Source organism: Vibrio sp. SCP2 (assembly GCF_059295395.1).
Genome location: NZ_JCAFVV010000007.1, coordinates 100,702 through 117,722, shown reverse-complemented (window position 1 = coordinate 117,722; position 17,021 = coordinate 100,702). Strand labels below are relative to the sequence as shown.

Here is a 17,021-nt window from a genome sequence, read left to right as displayed (position 1 = left end):
GCTTTATACTACCAACCGTTCATACCCGTGAGCTTGGGTATGTGAAGCAAGTAATTACTTGCTTAGGTCTTCTGCGTGCTCAGATAGGAACGCTGCAACACCTTTTGGAGATGCGTCCATACCTGCTTTACCTTCTTCCCACTGTGCAGGACATACTTCACCGTTCTTCTGGTGGAAGTTTAGAGCGTCAACCATGCGTAGCATTTCGTCGATGTTACGGCCTAGTGGTAGGTCGTTAACTACTTGGTGACGTACAACGCCTTCTTCGTCGATTAGGAAAGAACCACGGAAAGCAACGCCTGCTTCTGGGTGCTCAACGTCGTATGCTTTACAGATTTCGTGCTTAACGTCAGCAACTAGTGGGTACTTAACTTGACCGATACCGCCATCTTCGATCGCAGTGTTACGCCATGCGTTGTGAGAGAACTGAGAATCGATAGAAACACCGATTACTTCAACACCTTTAGCTTGGAAATCAGCTAGACGGTTGTCGAAAGCGATTAGCTCAGATGGGCAAACGAAAGTGAAATCTAGTGGGTAGAAGAAAACAACCGCTTTCTTACCTTTAGTGAACTCTGCAAAGTTGAAGTTATCAACGATTTCACCGTTACCTAGAACAGCTGCAGCAGTAAAATCTGGGGCTTGACGACCTACTAGTACCATTTTTTTGCTCCTAAAATATATGGTTAGTTCCAAACCAAGATAAGTGTTTTTGGTTTGGTCCGTGTTTGTACGCGACAAACTATAGTACACATTGTAGTATGTAAAAAAGCGAATTAAATAGATTAAGTTAATCGAAAAAAGCGATAAATTAGTTTTTATTAACTTGGTCAATATCTAGTCAGAAGTAATAAACAAATCTATGAATAAGTGGCCTAGCCTCAAGCAGTTACACTATCTAATCACTTTGTATGAAACACGTCATTTTAGCGATGCTGCTGAAAAGTGTTTTGTTAGCCAGTCAACCTTAAGTAAAGGCATTCAAAATCTCGAAGAGCTGATTGGCTGTCCTCTCTATGAAAAGAAAGATAAGAAGAGCCCACTGGTTTTTACTCAGGCAGGAGAACTCGTTGTCCAGCAAGGGCGAGAGCTACTGGCTAAAGGGCAAGACTTAGTTGAACTCGGGCGTCTGTGCCAAGGGGATGAAATGGAAGGTCAACTTCGAGTTGGCTGTATTCCAACGATTGCTCCTTTCTTATTGTGCGATTTAGTTCAGGAAGTGAACCAGCGCTTCCCGCAACTCAACCTTCTATTAAGAGAAGACACCACCACTAATTTATTAGATGCGCTTCGTCACGGTGAGCTTGATGTGCTGATTTTGGCCTTACCGGTCGAGATTGATGGAATGGACAGCCGAATTGTCGGTAACGACCCTTTCCGGATGATCATCAGTCAAAACCAAGCCGATGCAATTCAAACACCGATTAAATATGCTGACTTGCCAAATGAGTTCGTCTTTCTATTAGAGAAAGAGCACTGTTTAACCGAGCATGCGGTATCGGCTTGTCAATTAACCGATAAAGAAAAGATTAATCCGTTTTCTGCCACTAGCTTGCACACGCTGGTTCAAATGGTGGCAAACGGTATGGGCACGACGTTTATTCCGCAAATGGCGATTGATCATGGCTTGATTGAAAACCAGAATTTGGTCGTCGTCGACGCGCCTGGGCAGCAGGCTCATCGCCATATCGGACTCGTTTGGCGACCAAGTTCGTCGCGTGTAAATACTTTTAATCAATTAGCAGATGTAGTGTCAGAGCTACTTTAGCGATAAGTAGTAGCCATTAATCATCAATACCTCTTAAAAGGCGCACTAGTTTTAGTGCGCTTTTTAGCATTTTATTCTGTTGGTGAACTTTAACTTGTAAAATTTTACAAAGGAATCTTGATGAAGCTTTCATTAAATTGTGAAATTTCACACTGTGAATTTTACAACTAGTCAAATTTACTCTGTTTGATCTCTTCGTTGCATATCCTCTAAAAGCCCAGTTATCGCTAGGTTTCCATTCTATTACTAATAATCAAACGTCTGTTTGAAACGGTTTTACAGGTGTAATTTTACTGTAATTAAATTACGTAACCACTTACATTTTGGTGATCGAAATCAATAGCTTGGAGCTGACCGAATAAAACTTTGAATTTAACGATTTGTTTACTTTAGGACTTTTACTCTAACGGATGTTGGTATAGTTTAAATGCAGGTCTTGTAAGACTTATGTCTAGATTGAAAAGCGAGTTAGGCTCAGTCAATCTAACAACCAACGAAACAAAAAAATCAATCAAGTGATGGTCAATGTGGATGTTTGACTGTTGTTTGATAGTTACAAATGTAACTTGAAATAGACCAAGCAATACCCGAGTGACAGAAACAGATTAAAGGTGAGTGAACAGCACCTAGTTTCAACACTCTGGATAGTTAAGGAAGAAATTATGCTTGCCAACACACCAGATAGAGAAAAAACAACAGTAGAAGCCCAAGAAACCCTACTAACCGAAGGCATGCTTGATGTCACTGGTACCCTTTCACCAGAGCATCAGGCGATTTTCCCTGTTGAAGCCCAAACCTTTTTGTCTCTGCTGTGTGACAAGTTTGCTGGCCGAGTGGATGAGCTGCTGGCTACTCGTGAAGAGAAGCAAGCGCGCATTGACGCTGGCGAACTGCCGGATTTCCTTGAAGATACGCTAGATATCAGAGAAGGAAGCTGGAAGATCCAAGGGATTCCAAAAGATCTGCAAGATCGCCGTGTTGAAATCACAGGTCCTACTGACCGCAAAATGGTGATTAATGCACTGAATGCCAACGTAAAAGTGTTCATGGCAGATTTTGAAGACTCTTTGGCTCCCGCTTGGGATAAGGTGCTTGATGGTCAAATTAACCTGCGCGATGCGGTAAATGGCGACATCAGTTACACCAATCCGGTTAATGGTAAGCACTATAAGCTGGAACAAGATCCAGCCGTTTTAATCTGCCGTGTACGTGGTCTACATCTAAAAGAAAAACACGTGACATTTAACGGTCAGATTATCCCGGGGGCGCTGTTTGACTTTGCGCTTTACTTTTACAACAACTACACCAGCTTGTTGAATAAAGGCAGCGGCCCATATTTTTATCTTCCTAAGTTGCAGTCTCATCACGAAGCGAAATGGTGGAGCGACGTATTCCATTTTACTGAGGACTACTTTGGTTTAGACACTGGCACTATCAAAGCAACGGTATTGATAGAAACGCTCCCTGCGGTATTTGAGATGGATGAAATTTTGTTCTCTCTTAAAGAGCATATCGTAGGTCTAAACTGTGGCCGCTGGGACTACATCTTTAGCTACATTAAAACCCTAAAAAGACACCCCGATCGCGTGCTGCCGGATCGTCAGGCGGTGACCATGGACAAGCCGTTCCTAAATGCATACTCGCGTTTACTTGTTCGAACGTGTCACAAGCGTGGTGCTTTCGCTATGGGAGGGATGGCCGCCTTTATCCCAGCGAAAGACCCACGAACCAATCAGCAAGTGCTCGATAAGGTTTATAACGATAAGTCACTGGAAGCGAGCAATGGCCATGATGGCACTTGGGTTGCGCACCCGGGCCTTGCCGACACTGCGCTGGTGGTGTTTGACCAAGCCCTAGGAGAGCGTACTAACCAGCTCAATGTCTCTCGAAGCCAAGATGCCCCCATTACGGCAGAAGATCTGCTAGCCCCGTGTGACGGAGCGATTACTGAGCAAGGCATGCGTCATAATATCCGTGTTGCGCTTCAATACATCGAAGCTTGGATATCTGGTAACGGCTGTGTGCCTATCTATGGCTTGATGGAAGATGCCGCGACAGCAGAAATCTCTCGCGCTTCTATCTGGCAATGGATTCAGCACGGCAAATCACTCGATAACGGACAAACCGTGACCAAACCGCTATTCGAGCAGTACCTAACAGAAGAGATCGAAGTGGTGAAAAGTGAGATTGGCCAAGAGCGTTATGACTCAGGTCGATTTGAACAAGCCGCCGAGCTAATGGCTAAGCTCACCACCAGTGATGAACTGACCAATTTCTTAACCGTCCCAGGATATGACTTCTTGGACTAAGTAAACCAATAACAACTCAACAATAACGTGAATGTTCTAAGGCAGAGATGGATGTACTGCCAAGGATAAAAGAAACATAGCGCCCATTTACCCACATAAGAAGCGCTCATCAAAAGAGGGATAGACCGATGACTAACTTAACTCGCCGCCAACAAATCGAAGCTCTGGAAAAAGACTGGGCTACTAATCCACGCTGGAAAAATGTTAAACGCCCTTACACAGCTGAAGAAGTCGTAGAACTACGTGGTTCAATGGTGCCTGCCAACACTATCGCTCAACGTGGTGCGGACAAGCTATGGTCACTGGTCAACGGTGACGCGAAAAAAGGCTACGTAAACTGTTTAGGTGCTCTAACCGGTGGTCAAGCGGTTCAGCAAGCAAAAGCGGGTATCGAGGCAATTTATCTATCAGGTTGGCAGGTAGCGGCAGATAACAACACTGCATCTACCATGTACCCTGACCAATCTCTATACCCAGTGGATTCTGTACCTTCAGTGGTTAAGCGTATTAACAACTCATTCCGTCGCGCTGACCAAATCCAATGGTCTAACGGTAAATCGCCAGCGGATGAAGGGGGTATTGATTACTTCCTACCAATCGTAGCGGATGCAGAAGCAGGCTTTGGTGGTGTACTTAACGCATACGAGCTGATGAAGTCGATGATTGATGCGGGCGCAGCAGGCGTACACTTTGAAGATCAGCTAGCGTCAGTGAAAAAATGTGGCCATATGGGTGGTAAAGTTCTTGTACCAACTCAAGAAGCGGTACAAAAGCTAGTAGCAGCGCGTCTAGCGGCAGATGTATCAGGCACAACAACACTCGTGATTGCGCGTACAGATGCGAACGCTGCAGACCTAATCACTTCAGACTGCGATCCATACGATGCAGATTTCATTCAAGGTGAGCGTACTCAAGAAGGTTTCTACCGAGTTCGTGCAGGTATTGACCAAGCTATCGCTCGCGGCCTAGCTTACGCACCATACGCAGACCTTATCTGGTGTGAAACGGCAACGCCTTGTCTGGAAGAAGCACGTAAGTTTGCCGAAGCGATTCATGCTGAATACCCTGATCAGCTATTGGCATACAACTGTTCTCCTTCATTCAACTGGGAGAAGAACCTAGATGCTGAAACCATCGCGAAGTTCCAACAAGAGCTGTCAGATATGGGCTACAAGTACCAGTTCATTACGCTAGCGGGTATCCACAACATGTGGTTCAACATGTTTGAACTAGCGCACGACTACGCGCAAGGTGAAGGTATGCGCCACTACGTTGAGAAAGTACAGCGTCCTGAGTTCCAAGCGGCTGAAAAAGGTTACACCTTCGTAGCTCACCAACAAGAAGTAGGTACAGGTTACTTTGATAAGATGACCAACACCATTCAAGGTGGTAACTCTTCAGTAACGGCTCTGACAGGTTCTACCGAAGAAGACCAATTTTAATCCCTAGCCACTATTCCTAACTAGCGAGTTAAAAATGCAGGCTTTAACTCGCTAAATTTGGGAATTGGTATTCTGTTAAGCATAAACTTTGACATGCTTTGAGCGGTGCAGACCGCTCTTTTTTTATTCTACTTCTTCTGGTTCAACTTCTTCTTGAAGCTCAAGTAAGTTGATAGCGATAGCAACAAAATCGCTGTCAGTGATAATTCCGACTAAGTGGCCTTTTTCTACTACGGGTAAGCAGCCTACCTTATGTTTTTGCATGTAGATCGCACTCTCTTTTAATCCTGCTTGTGGAGAAACGGTCATGACACCCGTTTTCATGACTTCATATAGCGGTGTATCGAGAGTGAAAGATTGATTTTCTGGAATTTTTTGCAAGCTCGATTCTTGAGCGGCCAATACGTCACGTTGAGAAACCACGCCAAGCAAACACTTGTTCGCGTCGACGATAGGAACATGGCGAATATCTAGTGCTTCCATGGTGTGTTTTGCATCGGCAAGGTTATGTGAGCGTAGCAAGGTATGCGGATTACGCGTCATCATGTCTTCGATTTTAATCATGGCTGCCTCCTGAGTTATTGTTGTTTATAACTAAGTAACCTTTGCTTTGGCAGTACCTCTAATCTTTGTCATCTACCCACTGTCGATATCGACGAAAGCTACTTAGGTATACCTTTAATATAGTAACTTTTGCGACTGGATATTGAGAGCTAGTTGGGTTTTTATTCCGATTTTTAGAAAAAGCTGTAGCGAAATATGAACAGCTTCCAGCAACGACTCAGAAGCATTGCCTACAAAGCGTTTTCATTCGCACGAAATTCGAATCTGATTACAATAATTCACATCTCTTTCCTTGCTATTGCGCGTGCGCAGAATATACTAGTCGGCTGCGAAAAACTCGTCGTCTGTTTGTGACAGAATCAGTTCGACTTCCATCACGACAAGATAAACCACGACAAAAGATTTAGTAACATGCAAGTATCTGATTTCCACTTTGACTTACCTGATGAGCTGATTGCTCGTTACCCTCAGCCTGAACGTACTGCAAGCCGTCTGCTTCAACTGGATGGAAATAGCGGTGAGCTTAATGATGGCACATTCACCGATGTACTAGAGCAAGTACAAGCCGGTGACCTAGTGGTTTTCAATAACACGCGCGTGATTCCAGCACGACTGTTTGGTCGTAAAGAGTCCGGAGGTAAGCTTGAGGTTCTAGTTGAGCGCGTTCTTGATGAAAAGAGCATTCTGGCCCACGTGCGCTGTTCTAAATCACCTAAGCCGGGTTCAACCATTTTTATCGGTGAGAACGACGAGTATTCGGCACAAATGGTGGCACGCCATGATGCACTGTTTGAACTGAAATTTAATTCTGAGCAAAACGTGTTGGCGGTATTGGAAGAGATTGGTCATATGCCTCTTCCTCCTTATATTGACCGCCCTGACGAAGATTCAGATAAAGAGCGTTACCAAACGGTTTACAATGAAAAACCGGGTGCTGTCGCGGCGCCAACGGCAGGTTTGCACTTTGATGAGCCTTTAATTGAAAAAATCAAAGCAAAAGGTGCTGAGCTCGCTTACGTGACACTTCACGTTGGCGCGGGTACGTTCCAGCCGGTAAAAGTGGACAACATCAATGACCACCATATGCATGCGGAATATGTTGAAGTACCGCAACAGGTGGTAGAGGCGATCAAAGCAACCAAAGCGCGTGGCGGTCGCATCATCGCGGTAGGTACCACATCAGTTCGCTCGCTAGAAAGTGCCGCGCAAGATGCAATCAAGAAAGGCACTGAGCTTGTTCCTTTCTTTGGTGACACTGAAATCTTTATCTATCCAGGTTATGAGTACCAGTTAGTCGATTGTTTAATCACTAACTTCCACTTACCAGAGTCGACACTGATTATGTTGGTGAGTGCATTCGCTGGCTATGAAAATACGATGAACGCTTATAAACATGCCGTAGAGAACAACTACCGTTTCTTCTCGTATGGCGATTCAATGTTCATTAAAAAGAAAACGGTATAGATTGGTATAGATTACTTTGAGAGATTCCTGATATCTCGTGCCTCGATTCAGGAATGACGGTTTTGTCATTCCATAGAGTGAGGAACGAGCGAGTAGGGAATCTCTTATGTTCAGAATTGAGCTGAACGCAAACAATTTACGAGTGCTAGCAGTAGGCTAGGACGCATACCAAAAAATTGGTTTGTATCTCGCATGGAAGGCGACCGCTCCTCATAGAGCTAAATGCTCTGAACTTAATGTCAGACTGTTTCTCTGACAACCGGAGGCTTCGTGAAGTTAAAATTCGATCTTAAGAAAAAAGACGGTGTTGCACGTCGTGGTCAACTGACCTTCGAACGTGGCACAGTTCAAACCCCTGCATTTATGCCAGTAGGTACGTACGGTACTGTTAAAGGCATGACGCCAGAAGAAGTAAAAGGCACGGGTGCTGAAATTCTTCTTGGTAACACTTTCCACCTATGGCTACGCCCGGGTCAAGAAGTGATGAAAATGCACGGTGACCTGCACGATTTTATGAACTGGCACGGTCCTATTCTTACCGATTCAGGCGGTTTCCAGGTATTCAGTCTAGGTAAAATGCGCACCATCACAGAGCAAGGCGTACATTTCCGTAACCCTGTAAATGGTGACAAGATTTTCATGGACGCTGAAAAGTCGATGGAAATCCAAAAAGACCTAGGTTCAGACATCGTGATGATTTTCGACGAGTGTACGCCATACCCAGCGACACACGACGAAGCGAAAAAATCGATGGAGATGTCACTGCGTTGGGCACAACGTTCACGCGACCACTTCGATAAGCTAGAAAACCCGAACAACCTATTTGGTATCGTTCAGGGCGGTGTTTATGAAGACTTGCGTGATGTATCGGTTAAAGGTCTAACGGATATCGGTTTTGACGGTTATGCGGTTGGCGGTCTTGCAGTCGGTGAGCCTAAAGAAGACATGCACCGCATTCTTGAGCACACTTGTCCACAACTTCCGGAAGACAAACCTCGTTACCTAATGGGTGTTGGCAAACCAGAAGATTTAGTAGAAGGTGTACGTCGCGGTATCGACATGTTTGACTGTGTAATGCCAACGCGTAACGCACGTAACGGCCACCTATTTGTGACTGGTGGTGTGATCAAGATCCGTAATGCGAAACATAAAACAGATACAACGCCATTAGATCCACACTGTGACTGTTACACTTGTCAGAACTACAGCAAGTCGTACCTTCACCACTTAGAGCGTTGTAACGAAATTTTAGGTGCTCGCCTAAACACGATTCACAACCTGCGCTACTACCAGCGTCTAATGGAAAGTATTCGTAAAGCGATTGATGAAGATCGTTTCGATGAGTTTGTTACTGAGTTCTATGAGCGTCGTGGTCGTGAAGTACCACCGCTAGCAAAAGAGCAGTAATTGACCGATTAAAAGAATTAAAGCCTTTGGCATTGTGCCAGAGGCTTTTGCTAATAAAGTAGGCGAACGCAGGTTATTTTTGAGAGAGCGATCTCTATTAGTCACTCTCAGACTTGAAACTAAAATGCGAAAGCCCAACTTGGATATTAATAAAAAATAATAGAGGACTTTTTAATGTTTATTTCTCAAGCTCACGCAGCAGCAGAAGGCGCTCCAGCAGGCGGCGGTTTTGAAATGCTAATCATGCTAGGTATGTTCGCGGTGATCTTCTACTTCATGATCTACCGTCCACAAGCTAAGCGTGTAAAAGAGCACAAGAGCCTAATGTCTTCGATGGGCAAAGGTGATGAAGTTCTAACAAGCGGTGGTCTAGTAGGTAAAATTACTAAAATCGCAGAAGACAACGACTACATCTCTATCGAGCTGAACACGAATAACGAAGTTGTGATCAAGAAAGATTTCGTTACTGCAGTGCTACCAAAAGGTACGCTTAAGTCTCTATAAAACAGCTAGAGGATCCTCGCTGTGCTAAACCGCTATCCTATGTGGAAGTACCTAATGGTGGTGTTTGCCATCGCCATTGCTGCATTGTATGCACTTCCAAATATCTACGGTGAAGATCCGGCTATTCAAGTTACAGGGGCGCGTGGCGCCTCTGTAGATATGTCAACGCTGGATTCTGTCACTAAAGCTCTTGATGAACAGGGCTTATCTCATAAATCCATTGCTCTCGAAAATGGATCTATTCTCGTACGTTTTAACGACACTGACACGCAAATCAGTGCTCGCGATATTATCAACGAAGCGCTTGGCAGCGATAAAATTGTTGCTCTTAACCTTGCTCCTGCAACACCAGACTGGCTAGAGTCTATTGGTGCTGCACCAATGAAGCTTGGTCTTGACCTGCGTGGTGGTGTTCACTTCTTGATGGAAGTGGATATGGACGCTGCAATGGAAAAGCTAGTTGGTCAGCAAGAAGAAGCTTTCCGCAGCGAACTTCGTGAAGAGAAAATTCGTTACCGTGCTATTCGCCCTTCAGGTAAAGATGCCGTTGAAGTACTGCTTCGTAACGAAGAACAGTTAGCTGATGCTGAGCGCATTCTAAAGCAAAACCACCCAGATATGATCTTCACTGAATCAGACTCTGATGGCCGCTACGCGTTAACCGCAACCTTTACTGAGCAACGCCTAACTGAAATTCGTAACTACGCTGTTGAGCAGAACATCACCATCCTACGTAATCGTGTAAACGAACTAGGTGTTGCTGAGCCGCTTGTACAACGCCAAGGCGCAAGCCGCATTGTTGTTGAGCTTCCGGGTGTGCAAGACACTGCGCGCGCTAAAGAAATTCTTGGTGCGACAGCGACGCTTGAGTTCCGTGAAGTGGATTCGAAAGCGGATCTAGCAGCTGCAGCAAATGGCCGTGCGCCAGCAGGCAGTGAGATCAAGCAAGACCGTGATGGTCGCCCAGTTGTGCTTAAAAAGCGCGTCATTCTAGGTGGTTCAAGCATTACGGATGCAAGCTCAAGTGTTGATGAATATGGTCGTCCTCAAGTTAACATCTCGCTAGACAGCGAAGGTGGTAACAAGATGTCTGCGTTCTCGAAAAAGAACATTGGTAAGCTAATGGCTACCGTGTTTGCAGAGTACAAAGATAGCGGCCGTAAAACGCCTGATGGTCGAGTGATTCTGACTAAGCATGAGGAAGTGATCAACCAAGCAACGATTCAATCTGCTCTTGGTCGTAACTTCCGTATCACAGGTATTGATTCAGCTTCAGAAGCACATAACCTAGCGCTTCTACTACGCGCAGGTGCTCTGATTGCACCTATCTCTATCGTTGAAGAGCGTACTATTGGTCCTTCTATGGGTCAGCAGAACATCGATATGGGTATTCAAGCGTGTATCTTTGGTCTGGTTGCGGTGATGCTTTTCTGTCTAGTTTACTACCGTAAGTTTGGTATTTTTGCTAACTGTGCCTTGATTGCCAACATCGTACTTATCATCGGTATTATGTCGATGATCCCTGGTGCGACGATGACGCTACCCGGTATTGCCGGTATCGTTCTAACGGTGGGTATGGCGGTCGATGCCAACGTACTTATCTTTGAGCGTATTCGTGAAGAGCTGCGTGAAGGTCGTAACCCTCAACAAGCGATTCACCAAGGTTACGCTAATGCGTTCAGTACCATTGCCGATGCGAACATCACAACCCTTATCACTGCGATTATCCTATTTGCAGTCGGTACAGGTGCGATTAAAGGTTTCGCAGTAACGCTATCTATCGGTATCTTGACCTCAATGTTTACAGCCATCATTGGTACACGTTGTATCGTGAACCTATTGTACGGCGGTAAACGAATCAACAAATTGTCGATCTAGGGAAGTATTATGTTTCAGTTATTGAAAACAGACAAAACGATCGACTTTATGCGTTGGTCAAAGCTGGCATTTGTTTTCTCAATCCTAATGATTGGTGCGTCAATCTTTACTCTATCGACTAAATGGTTGAACTGGGGTCTAGACTTTACTGGCGGTACCTTGATCGAAGTCGGTTTTGAGCAACCAGCTAACCTTGAAGATATTCGTAGTGCTTTAGAAGCGAAAGGCTTCGGTGATGCGACAGTACAGAACTTTGGTAGTGCTCGTGACGTTATGGTACGTCTGCGTCCACGTGAAGATGTTGCCGGTGAAACACTGGGCAACCAGATCCTAGATGCTATCAAAGATGGTACAGGTGAAAGCGTTGAGATGCGTCGTATTGAGTTCGTTGGTCCGAACGTCGGTGATGAGCTAACAGAAGCAGGTGGTCTTGCGATCCTTGTTTCTCTTATCTGTATCTTGATCTACGTATCGGTGCGATTTGAGTGGCGTTTGGCAGCGGGTGCGGTAATGGCTCTGACTCATGACGTTATCATTACGCTAGGAATCTTCTCACTGCTACAAATCGAAGTTGACCTGACGATCGTCGCGGCGCTATTAACCGTTGTTGGTTACTCGCTCAACGATACCATCGTTGTATTCGACCGCATCCGTGAAAACTTCCGTAAGATGCGTAAAGGCGAGCCTGCTGAGATCATGAACAACTCAATTACACAAACATTGAGTCGTACATTGATTACTTCGGGTACAACCTTGTTCGTAGTTATCGCGCTGTTTACCCAGGGTGGTGCTATGATTCACGGCTTCGCGACCGCACTTCTACTGGGTATTACGGTAGGTACTTACTCATCAATCTACGTGGCTTCGGCACTAGCATTGAAACTGGGTATTACCAAAGAACACCTAATGCCACCTCAAGTAGAAAAAGAAGGTGCAGAGTTCGACGAGATGCCATAAGGCAAATCAAACTCGCTATACGAAAGCCGCTGAATCTCAGCGGCTTTATTGTTTTAATACAAACCAGAATAACTATCTGATCACCTATTTTTCCCGATTGGTATAAGGAAAACCAATGAACCGTTGTTTTGCTTTTTTTATCTCTATACTGCTGAGCTCAACACTATCGGCGAACACCTTAGTCATATCAGAGGAAACGGGCGATGAGTTGAAAGCGACGATTCAATCATCGTGGATGCACTGTGAGGAGCAACGTTGGTGTGCGGAGGAGCTGTATTACTATCGAGAGAGCTTTATTGCCGAAGCGCAAGTTACCGAGCAGAGCCTTACTGTCGAGTTGTTTGCTGAATACTCACCTCACTTACTTTCTCAATTACAACTGCACCTGCGCCAAGATGGCTTTGAACTGCTTAGAGTAAAGATCGAAGGGGTAGAGTTTGATGTTGCCTCTGCGGTAAAAGAGTCGTCGCTTGCTGAAGCGGACAAGGCTCTAATTCTGTTTCTTAATCGCTACCCCTCTAGCGCTGAACGAACACTTGATTGGCAAAGTCGAGTTTGGCATACCCAGCTAAAAAGTGACGGTGAGTTAGTCTCGTTGACACTTACTCAGCGTCGCATTCAACCAAGTGAAAACTGATTTGCAAAGCTGGAGTTGTCTTAACAACCGTTTTCTTATCGGTACTTCATTAACAGTGCTTTACGTACCTTAGGTTGGTCCATATTCGCTTGAGTGGCGAAGATACTATCTGTCGGAATGTTTTTAGGAAAAGGATTACCGAGAAAAGTCTGATACAAAGCGTAAACACCTCGATAGCCCATCTCATAGGGTTGTTGTATTACGAGTCCATAAATTCGACCATCCGCTAGGGCCTCTACAAGAATTTTGTTTGAGTCGAAGCCAATGTGAACTAAATCTGTCGGTGTTTTGAGTGATCCTAAAGCGATTAATACAGCGACAGTTGTAGATTCATTCGGTGTGAAGATACCATCAAGTTGTTGGATTTTGCCGGCAAGGATTTCTTTGGCATTTTTGCGCGCGTCACCAATCTTTAGTCCTAAGTAACTGTCTTCAACAATCATTAACCCAGACGATGTCGCGCCATCTTCAAAGCCTTGCTCACGGTCGTCTGTTGATACCACGCCTTTTTCCATTCTTAACAGAGCGACCTTGCCTTGATTGCCAAGTCTTTTTGCCATTTTTTTCCCGGCTAGAAAACCGGCGTGGTAGTTATCCGTTGCTATAACACTAATGACATCTGAAACCCCTGCATCTCTGTCCATATAGACGGTTGGAATGTTGAGTTGTTTGAGCCGTGCAACGTCGTCTGCTCTGTCTGCAGAGTTGGGAGCGAGCAATAGACCGATACATCTATTTTTTACCACTTGGTCAATGATCATACGCTGAGCATCAATGTCGGACTCGTCCTTTGGACCGCGAAAATAAATGGCTAACCCTAGCTCTTGCGCTGCTTTTTCACTGCCTGCTTTCACTGACATCCAAAAGTCATGAACTGAACCAGCAGGAACCACGCCAATACAATCTTGAGATAAGCTATTAGAACTGAAACTGATCAAGCACAGTACCATTAATCGACGTAATCCTCTGACCATCAAGAAATTCTCCCTTAAAAACTGAAGACATTGTGTTTTCTATCTTCTATCAGTAAGCATAGTGCTAATGGACAACTAAGTAGTAATTGCACTATTGAAGAGAAATACGAGACTGAAACATAGGCTGATCATTTAGAGAGACATTAATGAATAACTTGTTATGATGAATAAAAATAAAATAATAGGAAGCAAGTAATGCCACATTTACGTTTTAGAGCAGTAGAGCCGCAAACGGTCCAGACACTATCAAAATCGCTGATCGATGAGCTACAGCCACATATGGACTGTCCGCGTGAGGATTTTACTTTTGAGTACATCTACAGCACTTTTTATCATGAAGGTGAAGTCAACCAAGCGTATCCGTTTGTCGAAGTATTGTGGTTCAACCGTGGGCAAGAGACACAAGATGAAGTGGCTAAGATCATTACGCATCAAGTACGTGGCATGATAGGTGAAGATGTCGATGTCGCGGTAATCTTCACAGCACTGGATGCAAGTGGCTACTATGATAATGGTCAGCACTATTAAAAGAGCATAAATGAGTGAGGTAAGGATGAGAAACACAATCGCGATGACGATAGCGGCGTTCTTATCCTTACTGGGCTTGATCCCAGCGACCGCTCATGCGACTCCCTGGGAGCAGATTCAAACCCCTTCACAGCAAGCTCCTCAAGCCATTGGCAGCTATGCTAACGGCTGTTTAGCGGGTGCTGCGGCTTTACCGATCGAAGGGAAGGGCTACCAAGTGCTCCGCAGTCAGCGAGCACGCTACTATGGTCATCCAAGTGCTGTTAGTTTCATTCAGAGATTGGCTAGCCTGACTAAAGATAAGCTCAATACCAGGCTGCTTATTGGTGATATCTCTTTACCACAAGGTGGGCGTTTCTCTAGCGGTCATTCTAGTCATCAAACTGGTCTTGATATTGATATTTGGCTGCGTTTGGCTGACTCTCCGCTGTCGCCAACAGATCTAGAACAACCAACGCCAATGAGCGTAGTGAACCTAAAACAGTATCAACTGCTAAAGAAAAGCTGGGACAATCGTCACTTTCAATTGATTAAAATGGCAGCGAGTGATGAGCAGGTCGCGCGGATATTCGTTCATCCAGTGATTAAAGAAAAGTTATGCGCTAGCGAAGAGGGAAGTGAAAGAGAGTGGCTGCGAAAGGTACGTCCTTGGTGGGGCCATCACTATCATATGCACGTACGATTACAGTGCCCTGAAGGAAGTATGAATTGTAAACCGCAGGCGGAGCCACCTCAAGGTGATGGCTGTGGGGCAGAGCTAGCGAGTTGGAAACCTCAACCCAAACCTGCAGCTCCCAAAGTAACGACAGCCAAACCAAAAAAGAAGCCTGTTAAAGTGATGCACCAACAGTGTCTGCAACTACTCAACAAAAACGCCGCTCGATGAGCGGCGTTTTCAATTAAGCTAAACCTTGAATAATGACGAACTTTTCGAGCAGTTCTTCATCGGTTTCAACGTGGTTAGGATCTGTGATGATACATTTGGTTATTGGACACACAGACTGACACGTTGGCTTTTCATAGTGACCTTTACACTCAGTGCAGAGATCTGGGTCGATCTCAAAGATAGTGTCACCCATAGTAATTGCGCCGTTTGGGCACTCAGGGTCACACATATCGCAGTTGATGCACTTGTCGGTAATCAGTAACGCCATTGCTTATTTACCAGTTGGGTTACGGGTATCCTGACCTGAGTTTAGGTTACGCATTAATAGGCCGTACTCTAGATCCATATCTGCTGGAACTGGAATGAATACGAAGTGGCCGTTTCCTTTAGCGTCCTCAATTTTTTCAGACTTGCGGTTTTCCATCGCTTCAAGCGTGAAGACAACGTTGCCTTTAGGCGTCATGAGCTCAAGGCTGTCACCGACGACGAATTTGTTTTTCACTTCAACTTCAGCAAGGTCACCACGACGTTTACCTGTGAATTCACCGACAAATTGCTGAGCGTCAGAAACTGAGTAACCATAATCGTAGTTTTGGTAAGCATCGTGAGTGTGACGACGTAGGAAGCCTTCTGTGTAGCCACGGTGAGCTAGGCTTTCTAGAGTGGTCATCAGGCTCTCATCAAATGGCTTACCTGCTACCGCATCATCGATCGCTTTACGGTAAACTTGCGCTGTACGAGCACAGTAGTAGAAAGACTTAGTACGGCCTTCAATCTTGAGTGAGTGAACTCCCATCTTAGTCAGGCGCTCAACGTGTTGGATTGCACGCAAGTCTTTTGAGTTCATGATGTAAGTGCCATGCTCATCTTCATACGCCGCCATCTTCTCTTCTGGACGGTGTGCTTCAGAAAGTAGAACCACTTCATCAGTTGGTTTACCACGACCGATTGTCGTTTCAGGACGCTCGTCTTGAACTTCAACTGCTTGCGCTTGTGCTGGGTCGAACTTCTCAACGATGTCGCCAGTGTCGTTTTCTTTGCCTTCTTCAACTTTGTATTCCCAACGACATGCATTGGTACATGTACCTTGGTTAGGGTCACGTTTGTTGATGTAGCCAGAAAGTAGGCAACGACCAGAGTAAGCCATACATAGAGCACCGTGAACGAACACTTCGAGTTCGGTTTCAGGACAGTGCTCACGAATTTCTTCGATCTCTTCCAGAGAAAGCTCACGAGAAACAATCACGCGCTCAACGCCGTTTGCCGCCCAGAATTTCACTGTTGCCCAGTTTACCGCGTTCGCCTGTACAGACAGGTGAATTGGCATTTCAGGGAAGGCTTCACGAACCATCATGATTAGACCAGGGTCAGACATGATTAGTGCGTCTGGGCCCATTTCAACCACAGGTTTAAGGTCGCGGATGAAGGTTTTTAGCTTAGAGTTGTGCGGTTGGATGTTACAAACCACGTAAAGCTTTTTGCCAAGGGCATGAGCTTCGTCGATACCAATCTTTAGGTTTTCGTGGTTGAACTCGTTGTTACGTACGCGAAGGCTGTAACGAGGTTGGCCTGCGTATACCGCGTCTGCGCCGTAGGCAAATGCGTAACGCATGTTTTTCAGGCTACCTGCTGGTGACAGTAGCTCAGGTACGAATGCTTTCTCAGTCATGTGTAATTCTCTTAATCTGATCTCAAGTCAGGCC

16 protein-coding genes are annotated in these 17,021 nt (G+C 45.3%); 11 read left to right on the top strand and 5 right to left on the bottom strand.

The features are described 5' to 3' along the window. Positions 1–54: 54 nt before the first annotated feature. Positions 55–663: a peroxiredoxin gene (locus AC5O63_RS17615; protein WP_019274128.1), complete on the bottom strand. Its 609-nt coding sequence runs from the start codon at positions 661–663 to the stop codon at positions 55–57. A gap of 199 nt (positions 664–862) precedes the next feature. Between AC5O63_RS17615 and AC5O63_RS17610 the strand changes: the two genes are divergently transcribed. The 3 genes from AC5O63_RS17610 to aceA all read left to right on the top strand — a co-directional run bounded on the left by AC5O63_RS17610 (position 863) and on the right by aceA (position 5,519). Next, positions 863–1,768, top strand: a complete 906-nt coding sequence (locus tag AC5O63_RS17610) for a hydrogen peroxide-inducible genes activator (RefSeq protein ID WP_004747908.1) — start codon at positions 863–865, stop codon at positions 1,766–1,768. Between the two features lie 662 nt (positions 1,769–2,430). Beyond that, the gene (gene aceB / locus AC5O63_RS17605) at positions 2,431–4,077 is read left to right on the top strand and encodes a malate synthase A (RefSeq protein ID WP_494505764.1); all 1,647 of its coding nucleotides are present in this window, start codon (positions 2,431–2,433) and stop codon (positions 4,075–4,077) included. A 128-nt stretch (positions 4,078–4,205) separates the two neighbouring features. Continuing rightward, a complete protein-coding gene (aceA, locus tag AC5O63_RS17600) occupies positions 4,206–5,519 on the top strand; it encodes an isocitrate lyase (protein WP_494505763.1) in 1,314 nt (437 codons plus the stop codon). Positions 5,520–5,642: 123 nt separating this feature from the next. Here aceA and AC5O63_RS17595 read toward each other — a convergent pair whose 3' ends face one another. Beyond that, on the bottom strand, positions 5,643–6,083 hold the full coding sequence (locus tag AC5O63_RS17595) for a CBS domain-containing protein (protein ID WP_004747910.1): 441 nt from the start codon (positions 6,081–6,083) through the stop codon (positions 5,643–5,645). A 411-nt stretch (positions 6,084–6,494) separates the two neighbouring features. On the opposite strand from AC5O63_RS17595, the gene queA reads away from it, so the two are divergent. From queA to AC5O63_RS17565, 6 genes are all read left to right on the top strand, one after another. Continuing rightward, positions 6,495–7,547, top strand: a complete 1,053-nt coding sequence (gene queA / locus AC5O63_RS17590; protein ID WP_494505762.1) for a tRNA preQ1(34) S-adenosylmethionine ribosyltransferase-isomerase QueA — start codon at positions 6,495–6,497, stop codon at positions 7,545–7,547. 270 nt (positions 7,548–7,817) lie between these two features. Further along, positions 7,818–8,954 carry a tRNA guanosine(34) transglycosylase Tgt gene (gene tgt, locus AC5O63_RS17585; protein WP_004747915.1) on the top strand — a complete coding sequence of 379 codons (1,137 nt, stop codon included), beginning with the start codon at positions 7,818–7,820 and terminating at the stop codon, positions 8,952–8,954. A 174-nt stretch (positions 8,955–9,128) separates the two neighbouring features. Continuing rightward, positions 9,129–9,458, top strand: a complete 330-nt coding sequence (gene yajC, locus AC5O63_RS17580) for a preprotein translocase subunit YajC (protein ID WP_004747918.1) — start codon at positions 9,129–9,131, stop codon at positions 9,456–9,458. Between the two features lie 21 nt (positions 9,459–9,479). Beyond that, positions 9,480–11,336, top strand: a complete 1,857-nt coding sequence (gene secD, locus AC5O63_RS17575) for a protein translocase subunit SecD (protein WP_004747919.1) — start codon at positions 9,480–9,482, stop codon at positions 11,334–11,336. Between the two features lie 9 nt (positions 11,337–11,345). Continuing rightward, a complete protein-coding gene (gene secF / locus AC5O63_RS17570; RefSeq protein ID WP_171322180.1) occupies positions 11,346–12,293 on the top strand; it encodes a protein translocase subunit SecF in 948 nt (315 codons plus the stop codon). A 115-nt stretch (positions 12,294–12,408) separates the two neighbouring features. Beyond that, the gene (locus tag AC5O63_RS17565; RefSeq protein WP_494505761.1) at positions 12,409–12,930 is read left to right on the top strand and encodes a hypothetical protein; all 522 of its coding nucleotides are present in this window, start codon (positions 12,409–12,411) and stop codon (positions 12,928–12,930) included. A 35-nt stretch (positions 12,931–12,965) separates the two neighbouring features. Here AC5O63_RS17565 and AC5O63_RS17560 read toward each other — a convergent pair whose 3' ends face one another. Beyond that, the gene (locus AC5O63_RS17560; RefSeq protein ID WP_494505760.1) at positions 12,966–13,904 is read right to left on the bottom strand and encodes an ABC transporter substrate-binding protein; all 939 of its coding nucleotides are present in this window, start codon (positions 13,902–13,904) and stop codon (positions 12,966–12,968) included. 195 nt (positions 13,905–14,099) lie between these two features. Between AC5O63_RS17560 and AC5O63_RS17555 the strand changes: the two genes are divergently transcribed. Both AC5O63_RS17555 and mepA read left to right on the top strand, forming a co-directional pair. Continuing rightward, positions 14,100–14,432: a DUF1904 domain-containing protein gene (locus AC5O63_RS17555; protein ID WP_171382638.1), complete on the top strand. Its 333-nt coding sequence runs from the start codon at positions 14,100–14,102 to the stop codon at positions 14,430–14,432. Between the two features lie 25 nt (positions 14,433–14,457). After that, positions 14,458–15,318: a penicillin-insensitive murein endopeptidase gene (mepA, locus tag AC5O63_RS17550; RefSeq protein WP_494505759.1), complete on the top strand. Its 861-nt coding sequence runs from the start codon at positions 14,458–14,460 to the stop codon at positions 15,316–15,318. Positions 15,319–15,331: 13 nt separating this feature from the next. Here the strand turns inward: mepA and AC5O63_RS17545 are convergent, their stop codons facing one another. Both AC5O63_RS17545 and trhP read right to left on the bottom strand, forming a co-directional pair. Next, complete coding sequence (locus tag AC5O63_RS17545) at positions 15,332–15,586, bottom strand: YfhL family 4Fe-4S dicluster ferredoxin (protein ID WP_004747928.1); 255 nt, start codon at positions 15,584–15,586, stop codon at positions 15,332–15,334. Positions 15,587–15,589: 3 nt separating this feature from the next. After that, on the bottom strand, positions 15,590–16,987 hold the full coding sequence (trhP, locus tag AC5O63_RS17540) for a prephenate-dependent tRNA uridine(34) hydroxylase TrhP (protein WP_494505758.1): 1,398 nt from the start codon (positions 16,985–16,987) through the stop codon (positions 15,590–15,592). Positions 16,988–17,021: the final 34 nt, after the last annotated feature.

Coding starts and splice junctions, on each gene's coding strand:
- secF (WP_171322180.1), top strand. CDS start 11,346: ATGTTTCAGTTATTGAAAACAGACAAAACGATCGACTTTATGCGTTGG.
- AC5O63_RS17555 (WP_171382638.1), top strand. CDS start 14,100: ATGCCACATTTACGTTTTAGAGCAGTAGAGCCGCAAACGGTCCAGACA.
- AC5O63_RS17595 (WP_004747910.1), bottom strand. CDS start 6,083: ATGATTAAAATCGAAGACATGATGACGCGTAATCCGCATACCTTGCTA.
- mepA (WP_494505759.1), top strand. CDS start 14,458: ATGAGAAACACAATCGCGATGACGATAGCGGCGTTCTTATCCTTACTG.
- queA (WP_494505762.1), top strand. CDS start 6,495: ATGCAAGTATCTGATTTCCACTTTGACTTACCTGATGAGCTGATTGCT.
- trhP (WP_494505758.1), bottom strand. CDS start 16,987: ATGACTGAGAAAGCATTCGTACCTGAGCTACTGTCACCAGCAGGTAGC.
- AC5O63_RS17610 (WP_004747908.1), top strand. CDS start 863: ATGAATAAGTGGCCTAGCCTCAAGCAGTTACACTATCTAATCACTTTG.
- aceA (WP_494505763.1), top strand. CDS start 4,206: ATGACTAACTTAACTCGCCGCCAACAAATCGAAGCTCTGGAAAAAGAC.
- AC5O63_RS17565 (WP_494505761.1), top strand. CDS start 12,409: ATGAACCGTTGTTTTGCTTTTTTTATCTCTATACTGCTGAGCTCAACA.
- aceB (WP_494505764.1), top strand. CDS start 2,431: ATGCTTGCCAACACACCAGATAGAGAAAAAACAACAGTAGAAGCCCAA.
- AC5O63_RS17615 (WP_019274128.1), bottom strand. CDS start 663: ATGGTACTAGTAGGTCGTCAAGCCCCAGATTTTACTGCTGCAGCTGTT.
- AC5O63_RS17560 (WP_494505760.1), bottom strand. CDS start 13,904: ATGGTCAGAGGATTACGTCGATTAATGGTACTGTGCTTGATCAGTTTC.
- AC5O63_RS17545 (WP_004747928.1), bottom strand. CDS start 15,586: ATGGCGTTACTGATTACCGACAAGTGCATCAACTGCGATATGTGTGAC.
- yajC (WP_004747918.1), top strand. CDS start 9,129: ATGTTTATTTCTCAAGCTCACGCAGCAGCAGAAGGCGCTCCAGCAGGC.